The organism is Candidatus Poriferisocius sp. (assembly GCF_965219815.1).
GTDB lineage: Bacteria > Actinomycetota > Acidimicrobiia > Acidimicrobiales > Bin134 > Poriferisocius.
The window spans coordinates 3,451,433-3,471,066 of sequence record NZ_OZ244791.1; the positions used below are offsets into that span (position 1 = coordinate 3,451,433).

General features: G+C 66.1%; 18 protein-coding genes. 8 read left to right on the forward strand and 10 right to left on the reverse strand.

All coding sequences use genetic code 11. The features are described 5' to 3' along the window. Positions 1-9 precede the first annotated feature (9 nt). The 5 genes from ACOQPI_RS16520 to ACOQPI_RS16540 all read left to right on the forward strand — a co-directional run bounded on the left by ACOQPI_RS16520 (position 10) and on the right by ACOQPI_RS16540 (position 5,514). Positions 10-1,140: a dihydrolipoamide acetyltransferase family protein gene (locus ACOQPI_RS16520; RefSeq protein WP_420620708.1), complete on the forward strand. Its 1,131-nt coding sequence runs from the start codon at positions 10-12 to the stop codon at positions 1,138-1,140. A 91-nt stretch (positions 1,141-1,231) separates the two neighbouring features. Continuing rightward, complete coding sequence (locus tag ACOQPI_RS16525; protein ID WP_420620709.1) at positions 1,232-2,578, forward strand: MFS transporter; 1,347 nt, start codon at positions 1,232-1,234, stop codon at positions 2,576-2,578. A 46-nt stretch (positions 2,579-2,624) separates the two neighbouring features. Further along, positions 2,625-3,728, forward strand: coding sequence for a hypothetical protein (locus ACOQPI_RS16530; RefSeq protein WP_420620710.1), 1,104 nt, complete (start codon positions 2,625-2,627; stop codon positions 3,726-3,728). Between the two features lie 9 nt (positions 3,729-3,737). Continuing rightward, the gene (locus tag ACOQPI_RS16535; RefSeq protein ID WP_420620711.1) at positions 3,738-4,637 is read left to right on the forward strand and encodes a 1,4-dihydroxy-2-naphthoyl-CoA synthase; all 900 of its coding nucleotides are present in this window, start codon (positions 3,738-3,740) and stop codon (positions 4,635-4,637) included. Positions 4,638-4,764: 127 nt separating this feature from the next. Beyond that, entirely contained in the window at positions 4,765-5,514 is a 750-nt protein-coding gene (locus ACOQPI_RS16540; RefSeq protein WP_420621057.1) for an SDR family NAD(P)-dependent oxidoreductase, read from the forward strand. On the opposite strand, the gene ACOQPI_RS16545 is transcribed toward ACOQPI_RS16540, so the two are convergent. Beyond that, positions 5,515-6,303 (reverse strand): LEM-3-like GIY-YIG domain-containing protein, encoded by a 789-nt coding sequence (locus tag ACOQPI_RS16545; protein WP_420620712.1) that lies wholly within the window; start codon positions 6,301-6,303, stop codon positions 5,515-5,517. Between the two features lie 259 nt (positions 6,304-6,562). Here ACOQPI_RS16545 and ACOQPI_RS16550 point away from each other — a divergent pair, with 259 nt between their 5' ends. Beyond that, a complete protein-coding gene (locus tag ACOQPI_RS16550; RefSeq protein WP_420620713.1) occupies positions 6,563-6,757 on the forward strand; it encodes a hypothetical protein in 195 nt (64 codons plus the stop codon). A 713-nt stretch (positions 6,758-7,470) separates the two neighbouring features. On the opposite strand, the gene ACOQPI_RS16555 is transcribed toward ACOQPI_RS16550, so the two are convergent. The 6 genes from ACOQPI_RS16555 to ACOQPI_RS16580 are packed head-to-tail and all read right to left on the reverse strand — an operon-like array spanning position 7,471 to position 14,676. Further along, positions 7,471-8,664, reverse strand: coding sequence for an amidohydrolase family protein (locus ACOQPI_RS16555; RefSeq protein ID WP_420620714.1), 1,194 nt, complete (start codon positions 8,662-8,664; stop codon positions 7,471-7,473). Positions 8,665-8,706: 42 nt separating this feature from the next. Continuing rightward, positions 8,707-9,486, reverse strand: coding sequence for a CPBP family intramembrane glutamic endopeptidase (locus ACOQPI_RS16560; protein ID WP_420620715.1), 780 nt, complete (start codon positions 9,484-9,486; stop codon positions 8,707-8,709). Positions 9,487-9,502: 16 nt separating this feature from the next. Further along, on the reverse strand, positions 9,503-10,267 hold the full coding sequence (locus tag ACOQPI_RS16565) for an SDR family NAD(P)-dependent oxidoreductase (protein ID WP_420620716.1): 765 nt from the start codon (positions 10,265-10,267) through the stop codon (positions 9,503-9,505). Positions 10,268-10,280: 13 nt separating this feature from the next. Continuing rightward, the gene (locus tag ACOQPI_RS16570; RefSeq protein WP_420620717.1) at positions 10,281-12,416 is read right to left on the reverse strand and encodes an acetate--CoA ligase family protein; all 2,136 of its coding nucleotides are present in this window, start codon (positions 12,414-12,416) and stop codon (positions 10,281-10,283) included. Next, positions 12,413-13,285: an amidohydrolase family protein gene (locus tag ACOQPI_RS16575; RefSeq protein WP_420620718.1), complete on the reverse strand. Its 873-nt coding sequence runs from the start codon at positions 13,283-13,285 to the stop codon at positions 12,413-12,415. The genes ACOQPI_RS16570 and ACOQPI_RS16575 overlap by 4 nt, the downstream gene beginning before the upstream one ends. Then, complete coding sequence (locus tag ACOQPI_RS16580; protein WP_420620719.1) at positions 13,282-14,676, reverse strand: phenylacetate--CoA ligase family protein; 1,395 nt, start codon at positions 14,674-14,676, stop codon at positions 13,282-13,284. The genes ACOQPI_RS16575 and ACOQPI_RS16580 overlap by 4 nt, the downstream gene beginning before the upstream one ends. A 113-nt stretch (positions 14,677-14,789) precedes the next feature. Here ACOQPI_RS16580 and ACOQPI_RS16585 point away from each other — a divergent pair, with 113 nt between their 5' ends. Further along, a complete protein-coding gene (locus ACOQPI_RS16585) occupies positions 14,790-15,902 on the forward strand; it encodes an amidohydrolase family protein (protein ID WP_420620720.1) in 1,113 nt (370 codons plus the stop codon). 39 nt (positions 15,903-15,941) lie between these two features. Here the strand turns inward: ACOQPI_RS16585 and ACOQPI_RS16590 are convergent, their stop codons facing one another. Further along, positions 15,942-16,436: a hypothetical protein gene (locus ACOQPI_RS16590; protein ID WP_420620721.1), complete on the reverse strand. Its 495-nt coding sequence runs from the start codon at positions 16,434-16,436 to the stop codon at positions 15,942-15,944. Positions 16,437-16,439: 3 nt separating this feature from the next. Beyond that, entirely contained in the window at positions 16,440-17,654 is a 1,215-nt protein-coding gene (locus tag ACOQPI_RS16595; protein WP_420620722.1) for an amidohydrolase family protein, read from the reverse strand. A 129-nt stretch (positions 17,655-17,783) separates the two neighbouring features. Here ACOQPI_RS16595 and ACOQPI_RS16600 point away from each other — a divergent pair, with 129 nt between their 5' ends. Then, a complete protein-coding gene (locus tag ACOQPI_RS16600; RefSeq protein ID WP_420620723.1) occupies positions 17,784-18,971 on the forward strand; it encodes an MFS transporter in 1,188 nt (395 codons plus the stop codon). On the opposite strand, the gene ACOQPI_RS16605 is transcribed toward ACOQPI_RS16600, so the two are convergent. Continuing rightward, positions 18,968-19,624: a J domain-containing protein gene (locus ACOQPI_RS16605; RefSeq protein ID WP_420620724.1), complete on the reverse strand. Its 657-nt coding sequence runs from the start codon at positions 19,622-19,624 to the stop codon at positions 18,968-18,970. The two genes, ACOQPI_RS16600 and ACOQPI_RS16605, sit on opposite strands and share 4 nt — an antisense overlap. Positions 19,625-19,634 lie beyond the last annotated feature (10 nt).

Here is a 19,634-nt window from a genome sequence, read left to right on the forward strand (position 1 = left end):
CCGCGGATGATGATGGCTAGTCTCCACAACAACATGGCTACCGAGGTGCGGCTCCCCCAGTGGAGCATGGGAATGGAAGAGGGCCAAGTGGTCACGTGGCACAAGCAGGTTGGCGATGTGGTGGCCGTCGACGAGCCCCTCGTCGAAATCGAGGCGGAGAAGACCACCGACGACGTGCTCGCCCCCGCGGCCGGGACCATCCTCGAGATCCTCGTCTCCGAAGGAGCAACAGTGCCGGTGCTCACGGCATTGGCGCTGATCGGCGAACCCGACGAAGCGGTGGCCAGCCCGACGCCGGACCGGCCACCCGTGCAGATCACCCCGGTGGCCCGCCGGACGGCCAAGGAGGTCGGCGTCGACCTGGCCGCAGTCACCGGCACCGGCCCGGGAGGGCGCATCACCGAATACGACGTCCTCAGCCGTGCCACCGACACTCCACAAGACGCCGTGGGAGAGCGAACCCCCAGCCCGACAACGGTCCCGCTGACCGGGATGCGGGGGATCATCGCCGCCCGGATGCACGACAGCATCCAATCAATGGCCCAGCTCACCCTGACCCGCCAAATCGACGCCACCGAGCTGATCGCATATCAGCAGGCCCTGAAGGCCGAGGGAAGCGGTGTGTCAGTGACCGATCTATTGCTCAAGGCGGTGGCTGCGGGCCTGGCGCGCCACCCGGCACTCAACGCCACCCTTGAAGACGAAGTGATCACCCAGCATGACGGCATCGACTTGGGCGTTGCGGTGGCGCTCGACGACGGGCTGATCGTGCCGGTGGTGCGAGACGCCGCCGCCAAGTCCCTGGCCGATCTCTCTGGCGAGGTACGCGATCTCGCCGAGAGGGCGCGCACCAAATCCGCCACGCCATCGGAGATCTCCGGCAGCACGTTCACGGTCACGAACCTGGGCGCCTACGGCATCGACGCCTTCACCCCGATAATCAACCCTCCCGAAGTGGCCATTCTCGGTGTGGGGCAGGCTGTCGAGGTGCCCGTCCGCGACGGCGACGATGTGGCCTGGCGCCAGATGATCACCTTCAGCCTCACCATCGACCACCGCGCGGTGGACGGCGCACCGGGAGCCCAATTCCTCCAGACTCTGGCCGAGATCATCGCCGATCCGGCCGCGCTCAACGACTGACTCCACCAGCGGCTTGGCACCGAAAAAAATGCTCCCTGGAATGGCGAAATTCATCTTGGAATCCGAGGTCGCGTCGGTAGGCTAAACAACAGTGGCCGAGAACGCCGTCGGGTGGCTAAAGGATGACGACGGCGGAGTCGTCGGCGGTCCCTTAATCGAGACCGGGCCCACGAGTCGCGGCTTGGGCGCGGCCCGGGCCTTGCTGGTGGGAATGCTGTTCATTCAGGTGGGCGGAGGTCTCCAGGGCGTGCTGCTTGGCGTGCGAACCGAGTCGGAGGGGTTCGGCCTCGCGGTCAGCGGCATCGTCATGGCCAGCTTCTTTTTGGGGTTCTTGATCGGGACGCGACTGGCCGAGCATTTTCTTGCCGCGGTGGGCCACATCCGAGTGTTCGCCGCATTGGCCTCAATGGCCTCCGGTGTGTCGATCTTGCATCTGCTGTGGATCAATCCCGCCGCTTGGGCTCTGCTGCGGATGCTGTTCGGCCTGTGCATAGCCGGCGTCTTAGTGGTTGTGGAGTCGTGGCTCAACGACATGGCCACCAACGCCACCCGGGGACGGCTGCTGTCCATGTACATGGTGTCGTCGATGGGCGGGCTTACGCTTGGCCAGTTGCTGCTCAACGGAGGCGACCCCGCAGGCTTCGAGCTGTTTGTGATCTCCTCGGTGCTCATCTCCGCCGCGCTGGTTCCCATCACGCTGTCGGCCACCAGCGCTCCCCCGCTGACCGTGCCCGAGCCGCTGTCGCTGCGTCAGCTCATCTCTTTGGCCCCCACCGGAGTGGTTACCGCCTTCTGCGCCGGCATCAGCCACGGGGCGCTGCTGGGGGTGGGCGCGGTGTATGCCGCCTACGAGGGGCTGCCCACGAGCCGGATCGCGCTGTTCCTGGTATCGGCCACCGCCGGGGCCATCGCCTTCCAATGGCCCGTGGGGTCGATTTCCGATCGGGTGTCTCGTCGGGCGGTGATCTTCGCGGCTGCTGCCGCGGCCGCGGCCATCGCTGGAATCCTGCCCTTGGTCGAGCCGGGATCGGCGCTGTCGCTGGTGCTTGTCTTCTGCTTCGGCGGCGCCACTTTCCCGCTCTATTCGCTGGCCATTGCCCTGACTGGCGACTGGGTGCCGTTGTCGCAGTTGAACGGCGCCAGTGCTGCGCTCGTGCGAACCGCGGGGGTGGGGTCGATCATCGGGCCGGTGGTAGGCGGGGTGGTCATGTCTTTGACCGCCCCCTGGACCTTTTTCCTGGTGCTAGTGGGGGCCCATGCAGTGGTAGTGGCGTACACCGGGTGGAGGATCGTGGCCCGAGAAGGCGTCCCGGTAAACGAGCAGGGCGAGTGCGTTCCGTGGTCTACACGGGCGTCGGCCATGGCCGTGAATCTGCTGCGCCGCCCACCTCGGTCCTTCTCGCGCAACGGCGGACCTGGCCCCGGCAGGGCTGCTTGATCATTTACCTATAGCCAGTTTCAAATAATTTACCTATATTCCATGTATGCCCACCGTGGGAATGGATGCTGAGGCAGCCTTTGAGCTAGCCGTCGACTATCTGGCCGCCGCCGATGAGACCGACCTGCGGCGCCAGCGGTGGGCCGCGGTGGTGGCCGAGGTGGAGTATTGGCTGGGGGGCGAGCAGTATCCGGTGGAGCAGTCGCTAGGCGGGATCAGCCAGCAGCTTCGCGTCGACTCTGGGGACATCTCCCAGAGAGCCCAGATGATCCTGCTGGGCCCCGAGGGGCTGAACCTGGCCCTGTGGGCCATCGAGATTCTGAGGGACGCTCCCGAGGCGTGGGGTGGCGACCACATTGTGTCGCGGGGAAATTTGGAAGGCTTCGTCACCCGCACCGACGACCTAGGCGAGGCGGCCCGGATCCTGCTCACCAACCGCAGCCTGTTCACCATGGTGGACACGGCCAAGAACAATCGCGACTACCTGTCCGACCCTACCGAAGGGTTCTCGGCCAGCGGTGGCGACGGGCGCATCAGCCTCGAAGACCTCGACGCCTTCGAGGCCAAGATGTCGGCCTACACCACGCTGCTGCCCTACTTGGCGGCCATCGACACCGCGGCCCAGGGCGATCCCACCAAGGCCGACCAGTTCTTGTCGAAGGCAGACTTCGAGGCCATCGCCGCCGACGTGAGCCTGCCCCCGGAGGTTCGCGAAGCGGCCGCCGCGGTCATCGCCCATGGGGCCTACCACCGCAAGGACGGCTTCGGCTGGGACGACGTGGGGTTCTGGGCCATGGAGGCCGCCGGAGTGCTGCCGGTAGTGGGCGAGATTGTGGACACCACCCGGGCTCTGTATGCGCTGAGCCAGGGCGATTGGAAGTCGGCGCTGATGTTCGCCGGGCGGGTGGCCATGCCCCTGGGGACGGGCAAGACGCTGAGCGCGGCTCGGGCGCTGGTGGAGATGGGCCGCCGCCGGGCGTTCAAGGAGATGCAGTACTACACCCTCACCCAATCGGCGGAGAAAGCCAAGAAGAAGGTGGCCAAGACCGTTCGCAAGAGAACGACCGCCAAGGCCAAGGACACCTATCAAGATTGGCGAGACAACGCCCCGGCCGGATTCGAGTACTTGCCCCCACTCCATCGCCCGTAGTCTTTGGGCATGGTCTCGGAGCTGTTCGACGCCGAACTGTGGAAGCCGGTGGAGGGGTTCGACCTCACCGACATCACCTATCACCGCGCCGTCAACCAGGCCACGGTGCGGATTGCCTTCGACCGTCCCGAGGTGCGCAACGCCTTCCGCCCCCACACAGTGGATGAGCTGTATCGCGCACTGGACCACGCCCGCATGACCCCGGATGTGGGCACCGTGCTGCTCACCGGCAACGGGCCGTCGCCCACCGACGGCGGCTGGGCGTTCAGCTCGGGGGGTGACCAGCGCATCCGGGGAGCCGACGGCTACCAGTACGCCAGCGGAGAGACCGCCGACACGGTGGACGATGCCCGCACCGGGCGACTGCACATCTTGGAGGTGCAGCGGCTCATCCGGTTCATGCCCAAGGTGGTGATCGCGGTGGTGCCGGGGTGGGCGGCCGGCGGGGGACACAGCCTGCACGTGGTGAGCGACATGACCCTGGCGTCGGCTGAGCACGCAATGTTCAAGCAGACCGACGCCGACGTGGCCAGCTTCGACGGCGGCTTCGGCTCGGCCTACCTGGCCCGCCAAGTGGGCCAGAAGCGGGCCCGTGAGGTGTTCTTCGTAGGCAAGGCCTACACCGCAGCCGAGGCCTACGAGATGGGCATGGTCAATGCGGTGGTGCCCCACGCCGAGCTGGAGCAGACGGCGCTGGAGTGGGCCGAGGCGGTGAATGCCAAGAGCCCCACCGCACAGCGCATGCTGAAGTTCGCCTTCAACCTCATCGACGACGGACTGGTGGGCCAGCAGGTGTTCGCCGGGGAGGCCACCCGCCTGGCCTACGGTTCCGACGAAGCCGCCGAGGGGCGGGACTCGTTCCTGGAGAAGCGCCCGGCTGATTTCTCCCGGTTCCCCTATCACTTCTAGGTCGATTCAGTTCTCGCTCTAGGGTGCGGCCATGGCCGACTCCCCCGCCGCTGATCCCACCACCGATACCGCCACCGATCCCAGATTCTCTCCTCGACCTGATGCGGCGTCGCTGGACGCCGCCCAGATGTTCGACCTTTCGGGGCGGGTGGCCATCGTCACCGGGGGCAGCCGGGGCATCGGCCTGTCCATCGCCCACGGCTTCGCCGCCCAAGGAGCCAAGGTGGTGGTGGCCAGCCGCAAGGCCGACGCCTGCGACCGGGCCGTGACCGAAATCGCCGAGGCTGGCGGCGAAGCACTGGCCGTGCCCACCCACATGGGCGATCTCGACAGCGTGAACCAGCTGGCCGACGCCACCCTGGAGCACTTCGGCCAGATCGACATCCTGGTGAACAACGCCGCCAACCCGCTGGGCCTGCCCATGACCGACATCACCCCCGAATCGTGGGAGAGCTCGTTCACCGTGAACCTGCGGGGACCGTTCTTCTTGTTCCAGCGCTGTTTGCCGTCGCTGCTGGAATCCGACCACGCCTCGGTCATCAACGTCATCTCGGTGGGGGCCTACATCCCAGCGGGCAACACGTCCATGTACTCGGCGGCCAAAGCCGGGCTGCTGTCGTTCACCCGGTCGATGGCCGGTGAGTACTCCCCCCACGGCGTGCGGGTCAACGCCATCGCCCCCGGCACCGTCGACACCACCATGACCCGCAACACCGGCCCTGAAGCCATGGCCCGCATGTCCGACCTCAGCCACATCGGCCGCATCGGCCACCCCGACGAGCTAGTAGGCGCCGCCCTCCTCCTCGCCTCCGACGCCGGCAGCTACATAACCGGCCAATGCATAATCATCGACGGAGGCTTCATCCCCCCGCGCTAGCTAGGGGTAGTACCTAATCGGGGTTTGGCTGTACTTGGAGAAGTGATCGCGGACGCTGCGTCCCAGCGGACCAACCCAGCTATCAAACACTTCACCGCCTGCTACTTGCTCCACATCGAAGGCCCAGCGACCGTCATCACGCTGGATCCAATTGTCTCCAATCTTGAACAACCCGCGGGTGATCCCCTCATGGACGGCCACCGCGTAGTCAGCCCTCCTTGCCTTGACTGAACCCGGGCTGATCCTCCACCACGCCCGCACCGAGTCACCCATCTCGACACCCGTCATCCCGTCCCGGTAGCCATACCCCGAGCGGTAATAGCCCGGCTCAATTTCCACCTTCTCGTCCTGCCAGTACCTAAGCCGGACAAGAAGCGCGGGAGGAGCATCAATCTGGAATCGAGGTGCCCCGTACCGGCGAACCAACTCGTCGAGCGTGTGCCTGCCCTTCTCAACGCCATGCCCACGCGGCTTGTTGGTCAAATTGTCGATCCCAAGGCAGTCGATCAACACCGCTTCAACCATGAAGGCATCGTCCTCATCGACAATGCCATGCCGCATGACATCAATCCGAGGCTCCAGCCCTGTTTTGCGAATCGCCTTGATCCGCTCGATCTTCTCCGAATGCCGCCGACCATCAGCAGCCATGTGAGCCTCCCAACCATGCGCCAGCAACCGCTGACCAGTCCCCTTCCCGACATAGAAAATCGTTTCGTCTCGCGGATCAATCAGCGCATACACGTAATACGGCCCAATAGCCGCTCCCACCTCAGGAGGCATATCAACCATGCGGGGCAGGCTATTTCTCCATGAGTGCACCATTCCTAGGTGAAGCGGCACGTGAGGTGTTGTCATGTCGCCTCGCCAATGTCAGAGCTCCTTGGGAGCTGTCCCAAATGAGAAAGACGCAGAAGAAGCAGTGCTCGTAATTCCCGATGACCTCGAATCGCTTGAGTAACCGCTAGCGCTCCATTGGGTCAGGTAGGCGGGTGCCGGGGGGTCTTGAGGCCAGCACCGTTGGGACGCGAGACAAGTGAGTTATCCATTCGTGAGTGTCGACGCACATCCACTCGGCAAGCTTGAGGATGTGATCTGCATCATCGGCGAGGCGGCGGCGGTGGACTGGCTCATGGTGGGCCACTCGATTCCTCAGGAAATGCAACCGGTCCATCCGCAGTTCTACATCGGCTCGAATCTGGACAGCGTTGTCCGAGGCGGGATGGTGAGGAAACAAGGAGGCTAGAGCTGGCCCCCATAGCGAGGTGAGATGACGAGGTGCGCACAAGAACCGCCAAAACCCGAAGCTCAGCTGTGAAATAACTCTGCCGTGGTGAACAGGCAGCCCCCCGCCGTGCGCGACCCGCCGCTTTGCCTCCTCAATCGCTTGCCGAGCGCGGTTGCCTCCTCGACCAGGGAATAGCGGTCCGTGATCGAACCAAGGGTGGGGGAGTCCGGCCGATGCCAAGAGCTCAGTCAGCGCCTCGTCGAATCGGTTGCGAATCACGACTTCTAGCCGACCCAAGTCCTCAAGGAACGCCGCCGCTACCTGGGCATTCCAGGCGTGTAGGACCAGCGCTGTCTCTACGTCGCTCCCGCAGTCCTCAAGGTACGATCTCAGATGATCCATGCCCAGCCGATCGCGGACAACGGCGGGATTGAACGTTGAAGAGTTCGGCATCGGGCGGTAGCCTCACTTGTGAAAACCCCGGAACCGTCACTGCTTCGGCAAACGGCCGGGGTTACGTCTTTGGGGGAAGTGAGAGGCGGCGATAACGCCGCAATGTCGCCGTCAGAACTCCGACTGTAATGGCAAGGCTACCGGGAATCGGGCCTACACCAAGTCGGGATCACAGACAATCTCGATGAGGGTGAAGGCCGCTCGCCCTCTCCGCATAGGGCTAGGCGGCATGGCAATCTGCAAGTACTACTTGCAATTTGTGCAGAGTGGGGGGCGCTTTAGGCGACTTTGAAGAGGGTGGCGGCGTTTTCTCGCATGATTTGGCGTTGTTCTTCTTCGGGGCGGTTGGCAATGAGGGTGATGAAGGAATTGGGGTCGGCGATGCCTTCTGGGTGGGGGTGGTCGGAGCCGAATAGGACCTGGGAAGCGCCAATGCGGTCGGCCAGGGCCTCCACGTCGTCCTCGGGGTAGGGGGACACGAAGCAGCACTGTTTGAAGATCTCGCTCATGCGCCCGGCCGGGCGGCCGGCGGGCCAGGGGCCGAAGCGGGCCATGCCCTTCTTCTTGTCCATCAGTGTGAGCAGGTAGTGGACCCAGTCGGAGCCGTTCTCGATGCTCAAGAAGTTGAGGTTGGGGAAGCGCTCGTGCATGTTGCCGTACAGCAGGGCCCCGAAGGTCTCCATGATGGGGCGGTCTCCGTGGAGGAAGGCCCACTGGAATGCCGACATCTCCCGCACGTTGGCCACCGGGTCGTCGCCCATCCGCACGGCCAGATCGCCGTAGCGCAGGTCGGAGATGTGGAACGCCACCGGGACCTGGGCCTCATTGAGGCGGGCCCAGAACGGGTCGTAGTAGGGGTCGGCGATCGAGCGGCCCTCGCCGCCCCACGGGCAGGGGCGCAGGTGCACGATACGGGCTCCGGCTTCGAGTACCCGGTCGAGCTCCTCGATGGCGTGCTCCCGCTCCAGCAGCGACAACAGCGGCGGGGTGAACAGTCGATTCTGGTAGGCGTAGGCCCAGTCGTCCTCCAGCCAGCGGTTGAAGGCCCGCAGGTTGGCGTAGGTCTGCTCGATGTCGTCCACCATGTACTCCTCCACCGACACCCCGAAGGTGGGGAGCAGAATGGCCCACTCCACGCCCTGGGAATCGAGCAGGTCGAGGCGGGCTTCAGGCTGCTTGTAGGCGGGCAGCATGTTCTCTGCCGTGTAGGAATCGCCCCAGCTCAAGTCGGGATTGTCCCGCTTGGCCTTGAACATCTCGTACATGGAGCCGGGAGCGTTGGTCTTGTCGAACTTCACATGCATGAAGTTGTAAGGCCGGTCCCCCACCTTCACCTCCCACTCCCCGTCGGCTCGCTGGGAAGCAGTTATCGCCTTTTCCGCGTAGCGGGACTCGATGTGGCGGCTGAAGCAGTCGGGCGCCTCGTAGTAGTGGTTGTCGGAGTCAAACGTGCGGTAGCCGAGTGCGGCCATGGGATTCAGCTTAGGTTCTGGGCGCGAACAGCAGCCCAGCAGCTACTGGATGCCCAAGACAAGCAAGTCAATCGTGAGGGCGACGGCGAAGTGGAGGGCGGCGCCCAAGTACACCGAGCCGGTTCTTAGGCTGAGGAAGCCGAGGACGGTGCCGGCGACGATGGAGCCGAGAGCCTCGGCCAGGGGCTTGGTGAGGTGGATCATTACGTAGGGGATGAGGGCGATGAACACGGCCATGGCCCCGAAGCGGCGGGCCAGGCCGTGGACAAGCACCCCGCGAAAGAAGAACTCCAGGGCCAGGAACTGCCCGGCGTACACCGCCTCCCAGATGTAGAAGCGGGGCCAGTAGCCGATGCCGGGGGGCGGCTCGTAGAACGGGTAGGTGTCTTGGAATTCGCCGTTGAAGCTGGCCGCCACCACGAACGGCACCAGCACCAGGTAGAGGCCCAGATAGAGGGGAGCGTGGCGGCGGAGTTCGGGACCGGCCTTGAGGCCGAGGTCCCGCAGGCGAGTTCGCAGCACATAGCGGGCTACCAGCACGGCGGGCACCACGTACACCACCCAGCGGAACAGCCCCCAGTACATGCGGCGGTTGAACCCGGCATGCTCGGAAGCGCCCAGCGCCTCTTCGAACCGGTCGGCCAGCCCATCGAGGGCCAACCCATCGAGGGTGGCGGTGAGCCAGTCGGTGGTGGACGACAGTCCGCCGTAGCGGATGGCGATGACCGTGCCGATGGCCAGCAGGATCAGAACGACCGCGTTGCGGTCCACCTCTCCCTGCGCTGGGGCCGCGGCTCGAATCCGGCCGCCGATCCCGCTCATCGGCCGGTATTCAGGTTCACGGCGTGAGGTACCACCCGCCGGAGATGTTGATCACCTGGCCGGTGATATGGGCCGACTCGTCGCTGCACAAGAAGGCGATGGTGTTGGCCACATCTTCGGGCTCGCCGTGGCGGCGCAGCGGGGTCTCCTCCCGGAACGACTCGTAGTGCTCGGCTTGGGCGTCCACCCACTTGGATCGGATCAGGCCGGGGGCCACCGCGTTGACTCGGATATTGAAAGGCCCGCCCTCGATGGCCGCTCCCCGGGTGACCTCATTGAGGGCGGCTTTGGCCGCGGCGTACGGTCCCTCCCGGCCATTGCCCCCCAGATACGCGGCGACCGACGACACGTTCACGATGCGTCCCCACTGGCGATCCCGCATTGCCCCGATAGTGCGCCAGATCAACCACCAGCAGGCGGTGAGGTCCACGCCGATAACCCAGTCCCAGTCTTCGGGCTTGTAGTCGAAAATACTGCCCTGGACGTTGACAGCCGCACTGTTCACCAGGATGTCCACCGACCCCATCTCGGCGTAGACCCGGTCCATGGTCTTGGCCATGTGCTCCCGGTTGCCGATGTCGGCCACCGCGGCCATCACCGGCACGTCATAGGCCTCCCGCAGGGCCTCGGCCGTCTCGTTGGTACGACGCTCGTGGTTGTCCAGCACCACGATCCCAGCCCCATAAGAGGCGAGCGTCCGGCACGTGGTCGACCCAATAGCCGCCCCCGCCGCCCCCGTGACCAGCGCCACCCGTCCCCCAAACTCATTCTCCCCAGGCATGAAGCGATGGTAGCTACCCAGCGAGGGCGCGGTTGCGGGCGTGGCGTTTGGCGGCGGCTACGGCGGCCATGGCTTCGGCGAACCGGGTGAAGGCGGGGAGGTTGGCGTCAAGGCAGGTTTGCTGGATGCGGGCGGCGATGTCGGGCGGGGCGCAGTCGAGGTTGCGGAGCACGAGGGACAGGCGGGAGCGGGGCCAGGATTCCTCGGCGTGGGCGGCGGTGGTTTCAATGATGGGGAACAGGCGCTCGATGCCGTCGCCGGCGTAGCTGAAGAAGGCCTGGACGTTGGAGTGGATCACCACGTCGGGATAGGGCTGGACCTCGAGGATGGGATCGAGGGCCTTGACCAGCACATCGGGGTCGGACACAGGGCCGAAGCCGATCTCGATGGGGTTGCGGATGCTGGTGCCCACCCCATAGCCCAGATCGCGAACCGCCTGCTGGCCCTGGCCGCTGACCGGGGTGGTGACCAGGCCGGCTTGGTCGGCGGCGTCGGTTCCCAACACGGAGGCGCCCCCGCCCACCCCTATCACCAGGGTGTCGAGGTCGCCGATGATGTCGGCCTCTGCCCAGCGCTGGAGATAGGCGACTGCGGCGAGTAGATCCTCGATGGTGCTCACGATGCTGGTGCCGGTGGACGCACTGATGGCGTCCCAGATCCGGTGATCGGCCACCAGAGCCCCGGTGTGCGACACGGCCGCTCCCCCGCCCTGAGCGGTGCGGCCCCCCACCAGCATCACCACCGGCTTGCGACCCTGGGCGGCATGGAGGGCGTCGGTGAGTCGGCGGCCATCGCGAGGGTCCTCCAGGTACAGGCCGATGATCCCGGTGTCGGGATCGTCTACCAGCCACTCCAGCAATTCGCCGGGGGTGACGTCGATGCTGTTGCCGACGGTACACAGCTTTGACAGGCGGATTCCCCGGATCGCCCCGGCCTTCACCATGTCGCCAGCCAGACCGCCGCTCTGGGAGATCATGGACACCCGGCCCACATCCATGGGGGCATTGCGCAAGAAGGTCTGCCGACCGGCCGGGGCGTAGGCCCCCAGGCAGTTGGGGCCCAGCACCCGCACCCCCGATTCCCGAGCCGCCGCGCCTAGCGCATCTTCCAGATCGGTGCCCTCCTCGCTGGCCTCCCGGAATCCCCCGCTGATGACGTGGACGAACTTGGCCTTGCCCGCCGCTCCCCTCACAAGATCGGCGCAGGCGGCGGCGGGCACCGCCCCCACCACGTAGTCCACGTCGCCATCGATGTCGGCCACCGTGGGCACCGCGGGCACCCCGTCGATCTCGGTTGCCTTGGGGTGGACGGCCCACAGCGTGCCCGGCCCCCAGCCCAACTCCTGGTATGCGGTCAGAAAGGTGTTGCCGAAGCCGGGCCGGCTGGTGGAAGCCCCGGCCACCGCGATGCCGCGGGGGGCAAACAGCGGCCCGAAGTCGGTGGGCGGTGGCCCATGACGCGCACCGGTGGGTGTCTCCCGGGTGATGAGCCGGGCATCTACGGCGATGGCGCCATCGGGCGTGGTAATAACCGGGTTGCACTCCAGCTCAACCAGTCGCTGGCCCAGCTGTTCGGCCACTCCATCGGGCCCGGCCACGGCCAGCAGCAGCTCGATCAGCAACTCCACATCCACCGGCGGCTGCTCCCGGAATCCGCTTAGCAGCTCCGCGCCCTTGAACCCCCGCACCATGGCCTCGGCGTCGGCTCGGGAGATGGGGGCCAGCCGAAGCACTACCTCGTCGAGCACCTCGGTGAGGGTGCCGCCCAGACCCAAAGCGGCAACCGGACCGAACGGGGGTCGGTCAACCACTCCGACCAGCAGCTCGACCCCGGCCTCGGCCTGCTCCTCGATCAGGAACCCGTCGAGCCGCACGCCCGCCGCCGCGGCCTCCGCTGCCATCGTCGAGGCCTCGTAGTCCAATTCGTAGGGAGCCAGCCCCAGACGCACCGCCCCCACGTCCGATTTGTGCACAAGCCCACCGCCCCAACCCTTGAGCACCAGCGGCCCGGCTAGTCCTTCAGCTTCCGCGGCCACGGCCAGCACCGAAGGGTCGGCCACTGCATCCGCGAAGGCCACGCTGACCCCTCTAGGAACCGCAACCCCGGCCGCCGCCAACTGCTCCTTCACCTCAGGCTCAGGAACAGTCATAACAGGCGAGTAAACACCCGGCGGGCGGTGCCTCCGAGCAGGTTGGCCCGGGCCTCGTTGCCCATCTCCACCTCGCTCAGCTGGCCGAGGCCGTGGCGGTGGCCCACGGTGGGGAAGCCGGTGCCCCACAGGCACTTGCGGCGTCCGGCGCCGTTCATGAATGCCAGCAGCTCAGCCGACCAGTGTCGGGGCGGGTACACCGAGGTGCCCAGGTACACGTTGGGGAACTTGAGGGCCATGGCGATGCACTCGGCCACCCACGGCCACCCGGTGTGGGACAGCACGAAACGCACATCAGGGAAGTAGAGGGCAGGACGGTCGATGCTGATGGGTACCCCGCACTCGCTGGGCATGAGCCCGCCGGAGGTGCCGGCCTGCATGACGAAGGGCACGTCGTGGGCCGCGCACAGGGCGTAATAGGGGTAGTAGTCGGCGTGGTCGAATCGGCGGTCGAAGCTGTGGGTGTGGGTGTGCAGGCCCACGCACCACGGCCGGTCCAGCATGGCGGCGGCCTCGTCCACCCCGGCCATGCCGGTGCGGGGATCCACCGACCACTGGCCGAAGAACCGACCGGGGTGATCCTTGGCCAGTTGCTCCACATCGTCGGGCTGGGCGGCCACCAGCTCGAAGTCGGTGGGCTCGGGATGGGCCGGCCGATGGGTCACTGGCAGGATCACTGCGGCGATGCTCAGCTCGTCCATGCGGGCCACCATGGTGTCGGCGTCGCAGAAGGAGTCGGTGTCGTCGGTGCGCACCTTCACGGCGATGCCGGTGGCTTCCAAGGCCGCGTTCCACACGTCGGCCTGCTCGGGGAAGAACCGGTTGCACCAGTAGTCGATGGCACCCTCGGCCGGCGCGGCAACGCTCATGGCCGCTCGTCCTTGAACCGAATCAGCTTGGCCGCGCCGGAGGCCATGCCGGTGAGCTCGTCCAGCCCGCCGGGGCCGACCACCTCGGCGGTCATCCTCACCCCGACGACCTCCTTGAGGCGGTCCTCCACCCGCTCGGCCACCGCGCCGAACTCATCGGCCGGGGCGTCACTGGCCACCATCACGATCATCTCGTCGCGATCGCCGGCCCGCACCGCCCGGCAGAAGAAGTCCTCGGTCACCCCAGCCACGTCGCTGATCACCTCGCCGATGGCCTCGGGCCACACGTTCACCCCCCGCAGCTTCACCATGTTGTCGCCCCGACCGGCGAAGGGTCCCATGCGCCGCAGCCACGAGCCGCACTCGCACTGTCCCGGCGGATACAGAAACGCCAGGTCCATGATGTTGTAGCGGAACTGGGGTGAGCCGGTCTTGTAGATCTCGGTGATCACAAGCGCCCCCTGAGTGCCGTCGGGCACCGGCTCGCCGGTCTCCACGTCCACCACCTGCACCACAAAGCAGTCTTCAAAGATGTGGAGTTGCCCGTTGCGCAGCGGGCACTCGATAGAAACGTTCTGCACCTCGTGGAACCCGTAGGGCTGGGCCGGGGTCACCCCCCACACCTCTTTCACCCGCTCGGCGTCGCCGATGTGGCCGCCGGGCAGGGCCCGTATGTTGAAGTCGGCCTTGGGGTCGAGGCCCATCTCCACCGCGGTTTCGGCCATCTTCAACATGTAGTCGCCAGTGGTCAAGATGGCCGCCGCCCCGTACTCATGGGCCAGCTCCACCTGCTTGCGGGTGGAGGTCACGTTGCCGGTGCCGGTGGTGAGAACCACGCAGTTGAGCCAGCGGTACAGCGCCTCGTCGAAGGCGTGGGCCCCGTTGTGGGTGGAGTAGGCCCAGGCGTTGACCACCACGTCGCCGGGGCGGATCCCCTCGGCGTACAGCGCCCGGGCCATGGTGATGGCCCCAACTTCCCGATCCCAGGCGGTGTAGAGGGTGGGCCGGGACCGCCCGGTGGTCCCCCCCGACACGTACAGCCGCATGGGCTCGTTGCGGGCATCCTCCAGGCCGATGCTCTGATAGTCGCCCAGCGGGGGGTTCTCGTTGATAGAAGCCCGGATGTCGTCCACCGTGTAGGCCGGGGCCTTCCACAGATCGTCGAGGGTCCGAAGCTGGTCGGGGTGGAATCCGGCCGACTCCCACCGCTTGCGGAAGAAAGGCACCTGCCAGGCCCGCTGGGCCCGGTCTTGGAGGCGCAGGAGCTGCTTGCGGGCGATGGTGTCGGGGTCCTCGAAGAACGTGGTCTCGAAGTACTCCGGCGGGGGCGGGAACAGGCGCTGCATGGCCTCGTAGTCCAGCTCGTGGGGACGGCGCATCCCCGTGCTCATAGCCGCATCCCCGTGCTCATAGAACTGCCACGGTACCCGCGCCAAGGCCGGCAACGACAGGTGGCCAACCCCGCCGCGGCACGAAACCCCAGCCGCCAGCTACCGTTTTGGCCGTGAGAGTCATCTCGGCTGATTGCCATATCAACGAACCGCCCCACGTGTTCGAGCGGGTGCCCGATGAGTACAAAGACCGCATCCCCCGCATGATGCCCGCGCCCGATGGGGGCGACGGATGGTCGTTCGACGGCGGGCCGCCCAAGCGAAGCTTCGGCATCGAGGCCATGGCCGGGGTTGCCAAGGAGGACTACAAGCTCTCGGGCATGAAGTTCGAGGAGATCATGCCGGGCAACTACGACGGCACCGCCCACTGCGCCGACATGGACATCGACGGCGTGTGGGGCTCGGTGGTGTACCCGGCCAACTCCATCTTCACCTACCTGGAGCCCGACCGGGGACTGGCTGTGGCCTGCATGCGCTCGTACAACGACTGGGTGCTCGACGAGTTCCAGGGCGCGGCCCCCGACCGGCTGCGGGGCCTGCCCATGCTGCCCACCGAGGACGGCATGGACGTCACCCTGGCCGAGGTCGACCGGGTGCTGGAGAAGGGGGCCAAGGGTCTGTTCGTCCCCGGCATGCCGTCACGCCCCTTCAACGACTCGTACTACGAGCCGCTGTGGAAGGCGTGCTCAGAGCTGGACGTGCCGGTGACCTTCCACCGCACCTTCGGCGGCAAGCCGCCCGACTCCGACTGGGACGAGCTGGTGGAGCAGAACGTGTCGGTCCCCGGCATCGTCAACCGGTTCTTCAGCGCGGTGCGCCCGCTCACCTACATGATCTTCGCCGGCATCTTCGACCGCCATCCCAACCTCAAGGTGGTGGCCGCCGAGGTGAACTACGGCTGGGTGCCGTTCTGGTACCAGACCATGGACGACGAGTACCACACCCAGTCGGCCTGGTCCGACTCGCCCATCGAGCGCGAGCCCAGCAGCTACCTGGGCACCAACGTGTTCGTCACCGGCCTCGACGACCACAACGGCCACATGCAGATGGCCGGCGGCAACCAAACCCTGGTGAACATGTCCATGTGGTCGTCCGACTACCCCCACTCGGTAACCCTGTGGCCCGACAGCCAAAAGATCATCGCCGAACTCGTCCAAAACATGGCCGACCCCGACAAAGAAAAAGTCCTCTACGCCAACGCCGCCCGCGTCTACAAATACAACTAACCCGAACCCTCCTCGAGCGAAACCCCGCTGGCAGCGTCGCTATTGGTGGCGGCGGTCTTCGAAGTCTTCGGGGAGGTCTATGGGGGGGTCGGGGAGTTTGGTGATGTCTCTGCTGGCCAGGAGGGCTTCGAAGCCCTCGGGGTCGGCGGCCCAGGAGGCGGCGTCACCCATCATGACCTCGAAGAGTTCTACGCCATCGGGGCCGGCGATGAGGGGGCCCAACGCGGCGCCGTGGGGCAGCTCGATGTGGGTGCCGGTGGGGCAGTGGACGTCGCCGCACATGAGGTCACCGCTCAGCACGTACATCACTTGCGGGGAGTGGTGGCCGTGGCGGTGCACGATCATGCCCGGATCCCAGCGGGCCCACATTGACAGGTACTGCTTGCCGTGGCTGCCGAAGGTGAACCACTTCTCCCACACCGACTTCTGACCGTCGGGGTGCATCTGGGTGCGGACCTGCTGGGTCTTCAGGTCTTCGTCTTCTAGGTGGCGGAAGATGGGCTCCACGCCTGGAACCTCATGGGGCGACGCCATTGCTCAGCCCACTCCCGCCGGCACCTTGGGCACATAGGTCGACGGGTCGTATTTGTAGGTGGTGGCCTCGATGAACTCGTCGGGCAGGTAGCCCTCGGGGAATCGGTAGAGGTCGATGGCGTTGTCCCACAGGATCTTGCGCTTTGACTCATCCGAAACTTTGGGCAGGTCGAGAAACGCCTGCACCGCCTCCGGGTACTTTGAGTCGGGGTGGGGGTAATCGCTCTCCCACACGATCTTGTCGTCACCCAGCTCTTCGATCACGTGGTACACGAGGTACTCGTCGGGCTCCACAGAGATGAAGCAGTTGTCCTGGAAGTACTCCTGGGGCGACTTGGTGAGCCCCGGCTTCTCATAGTCTCCCGACAACTCGATGTGCTCCTCCATGCGCCACAGCCACCACGGCAGCCAGGCGCAGTTGGCCTCCATGTAGGCCACCCGCAGCCGGGGGAACCGCTCGAAGACCCCGTTGCAGATCATCGACAGCATGGCCATCTGGGCCTCGTGGGGGTGGCAGACGGTGTGCCACTCGGTGAAGGTCTCAAACCGGTCGGCGCCAGCCGAAGAGCCGTTGTGGCCCATGAAGTCGTGGGTGGCGAAGGCGCAGTCCAGGTCTTGGAGCAGCTCGTACATGGGGTCGTAGTAGGGGTCGCCCAGCATCCGCCGGTTGAACATATTGGGCCGGGCGAAGAAGCACCGGGTGCCCAGATGGTCGTAGGCGTACTGGATCTCCTCCACCGCACGGTGCACGTCGTTCATCACCACCGGCCCCGAGGTGATGACCCGTCCGCCGGAGGTCTCCCGCATCTCCTGACCCCAGCGGTTGTAGGCCCGGCACATGGCGGCCTGAAGCTCAGGGTCCATGCCGTCGGACCACAGGTCGTAGCCCGGGCCGTAGATCACCATGAAGTCCATGCCGTCGAGCGGCATGGCCTGGGCCACCGCGTCGCCGGGGAAGCCGTTGTCCACCACGGCCTGGCCGTACTTCTCCCGCATGTTGTCGTAGGTCCAGTTCACGGCCTCCATGAAGTCGCCGTAAATGGTGACTCGGCTCTGGGTGTAGCGCCCGTCCACCGTGGCAGGACGGAAGGTCTCCCGTCCAGGCACTTCCTTCCAACCCACCCGATGCTGGAACTTCTGGTCCAAGAACCGCTCCCACAGGTTCTTGGGCTCCACCACGTGCCCGTCGGCGTCAAAAACCTTGTACCCATGCCTCATGTCCGGCTCTCCTCGGCTGCTGCTGTTTGTGCGTTGGACCGCCCACAGTATTTCAACTGGACGGGGGGCGGTAGCAGCCGGGGTGCCAATCCCTCCGGAGGCCCCAAGACCTACTATTGCCCGTTCGCTATGTTCACCGCATCGGATCAACGGGCGCTGCGAGCAGTCGCCGTCCAGTTCTTCGTCAACGGGGCTCTGTTCGCATCGTTCATCCCCCGGCTTCCCGAGATCCGAGACCGAGTGGACATCAGCGTGGCCGAAGTTGGCCTGCTCCTGTCGATCGCCGGCGTCAGCGGCCTGGTGGGAAGTGCAGTGGTCGGTCCGGCCGTCAGCCGCTTCGGAACCCGGCAGGTGATGCTGGCCGCCGGCGCGCTCACTGCCCTGTCGCTCCCGGTCATCGGCATCGCCCGCACCCCGCTAGTGCTCCTGGTGGGCTTGATCGCCCTGCAAACCTTCGACGTGCTGATGGACGTGGCCATGAACATGCAAGGGTCGTGGCTGAGCGCTCGGCGACACACGCCGGTGATGACCCGCCTGCACGGCCTGTGGAGCCTGGGGACTCTGATCGGTGGCGTTTCCGCGTCTCGAATCGCTTCGGCGGGCATCTCGGTATCCGCCCACTTGATATGTGCCGCGGCAATCCTGCTCATGGCCCTCGGTTTCGCCAGCCGGGGACTGCTGCGAATCGACGAGCACCCTGGTAGCGACGCTACCGGCGCGGCGGAGAGGGGCAGTGCCGCAAAGCGACGGATCTCGCCCGTGCTGTCGGCCTTTCTGCTGGTCGGATTCTTCTCCATTGCCCTTGAATCAACCGCTATCGACTGGGCCGCATTCCGGCTCGCCGACGACTTCGCGGCCACCACCGGCGTGGCCGCCCTGGGCTATGTGGCCGTCGCCGCAGGGATGACCGGGGGCCGCTTTTCCGGCGATTTCATCGCCGCCCGGGTAGGAGGGACCCGACTCCTCAGCATGTCGATCGTCATTACCGGCGTCGGGCTGGCTGCTGCCACCCTGTCTCCCGGCCAGAACCTCACCCTCATCGGATACGCCGTTGCCGGCCTGGGGGTGGCCAACCTGAGCCCGATCCTCTACGACACCGCGGCCCAGCACCCCGGGCGGCCGGGTGCCGGTCTCGGGGCGCTCACCGGCGGCCTCCGAACCGCCAACCTCACCGTGCCGCTGCTGGTCGGCACGCTGGCCGCCAGCCGACTCTCGGTGGGCAGCGCCATCGCCATCGTCACCCTCCCCAGCGTCATCGGATTCCTGGCCATGTCGGCGGTGATCTCGCGCCTTCGCCGCGGCGCGCTGGGCAGCTAGCCAGACGGGGTCAGATAGCAGACAGCTTCCTGGGCGGAGCGCACCCAGTGAAGGTCGGTGTTGGGGGGACAGGGAGCGCCCAATGGAACCCACTCCACGAGCTTGCCGTCGTGGGGGTGATCGCAGGGCACAGTGATGAGGGTGGTAGTGCCGATGCGAAAGCAGTCACCGGACTCGGGGCGGGACTCGGAGACCGGCGCAGACGCCGTGGGCGGGCTGGTCGGATCGGAGTCGTCGATGGCCGACGTGGCTAGGAAAATCACTACAACCGCCATCGCAGCCAAGACGACCGCCGCCAGGCTGAGCCATCGCCAGCGGATGCCGACGATCTCGAGAGGCGGGCTTGAAGGGGGCTCAGAAGATCGGGGGCTGGCCGCGAGACGGGGAGCGTTGGGTGGCGGACGAGAGCCCGCCGGTGGAAACGGGCTGGGTGGACGGGGCGCGCTTCGGGCCAGACTCCGGTCGTAGGCAGCGCGGGATCGAATATCGCCCAAGACTTCCCAGGCCTCGTTGACGGCCCGCATCTGCTCGGCGTCCCCCGTCGGGCGGTCGGGGTGCCACCGGCGGGCCTGGCGCAAGTAGGCCCGTCGGATGGCATCGGGCTTGGCGCCGGGAGACACACCCAGAACGTCGTAGTGCGACCGCTCCGGCATGACCCCTCAG

What these genes read in the sequence shown, in the direction of transcription:
- ACOQPI_RS16605 (WP_420620724.1), bottom strand. Translation starts at nt 19,624, where the DNA reads ATGCCGGAGCGGTCGCACTACGACGTTCTGGGTGTGTCTCCCGGCGCC.
- ACOQPI_RS16520 (WP_420620708.1), top strand. Translation starts at nt 10, where the DNA reads ATGATGGCTAGTCTCCACAACAACATGGCTACCGAGGTGCGGCTCCCC.
- ACOQPI_RS16595 (WP_420620722.1), bottom strand. Translation starts at nt 17,654, where the DNA reads ATGAGGCATGGGTACAAGGTTTTTGACGCCGACGGGCACGTGGTGGAG.
- ACOQPI_RS16590 (WP_420620721.1), bottom strand. Translation starts at nt 16,436, where the DNA reads ATGGCGTCGCCCCATGAGGTTCCAGGCGTGGAGCCCATCTTCCGCCAC.
- ACOQPI_RS16530 (WP_420620710.1), top strand. Translation starts at nt 2,625, where the DNA reads ATGCCCACCGTGGGAATGGATGCTGAGGCAGCCTTTGAGCTAGCCGTC.
- ACOQPI_RS16565 (WP_420620716.1), bottom strand. Translation starts at nt 10,267, where the DNA reads ATGCCTGGGGAGAATGAGTTTGGGGGACGGGTGGCGCTGGTCACGGGG.
- ACOQPI_RS16560 (WP_420620715.1), bottom strand. Translation starts at nt 9,486, where the DNA reads ATGAGCGGGATCGGCGGCCGGATTCGAGCCGCGGCCCCAGCGCAGGGA.
- ACOQPI_RS16540 (WP_420621057.1), top strand. Translation starts at nt 4,765, where the DNA reads ATGTTCGACCTTTCGGGGCGGGTGGCCATCGTCACCGGGGGCAGCCGG.
- ACOQPI_RS16580 (WP_420620719.1), bottom strand. Translation starts at nt 14,676, where the DNA reads ATGAGCACGGGGATGCGCCGTCCCCACGAGCTGGACTACGAGGCCATG.
- ACOQPI_RS16535 (WP_420620711.1), top strand. Translation starts at nt 3,738, where the DNA reads ATGGTCTCGGAGCTGTTCGACGCCGAACTGTGGAAGCCGGTGGAGGGG.
- ACOQPI_RS16555 (WP_420620714.1), bottom strand. Translation starts at nt 8,664, where the DNA reads ATGGCCGCACTCGGCTACCGCACGTTTGACTCCGACAACCACTACTAC.
- ACOQPI_RS16600 (WP_420620723.1), top strand. Translation starts at nt 17,784, where the DNA reads ATGTTCACCGCATCGGATCAACGGGCGCTGCGAGCAGTCGCCGTCCAG.
- ACOQPI_RS16545 (WP_420620712.1), bottom strand. Translation starts at nt 6,303, where the DNA reads ATGGTTGATATGCCTCCTGAGGTGGGAGCGGCTATTGGGCCGTATTAC.
- ACOQPI_RS16570 (WP_420620717.1), bottom strand. Translation starts at nt 12,416, where the DNA reads ATGACTGTTCCTGAGCCTGAGGTGAAGGAGCAGTTGGCGGCGGCCGGG.
- ACOQPI_RS16575 (WP_420620718.1), bottom strand. Translation starts at nt 13,285, where the DNA reads ATGAGCGTTGCCGCGCCGGCCGAGGGTGCCATCGACTACTGGTGCAAC.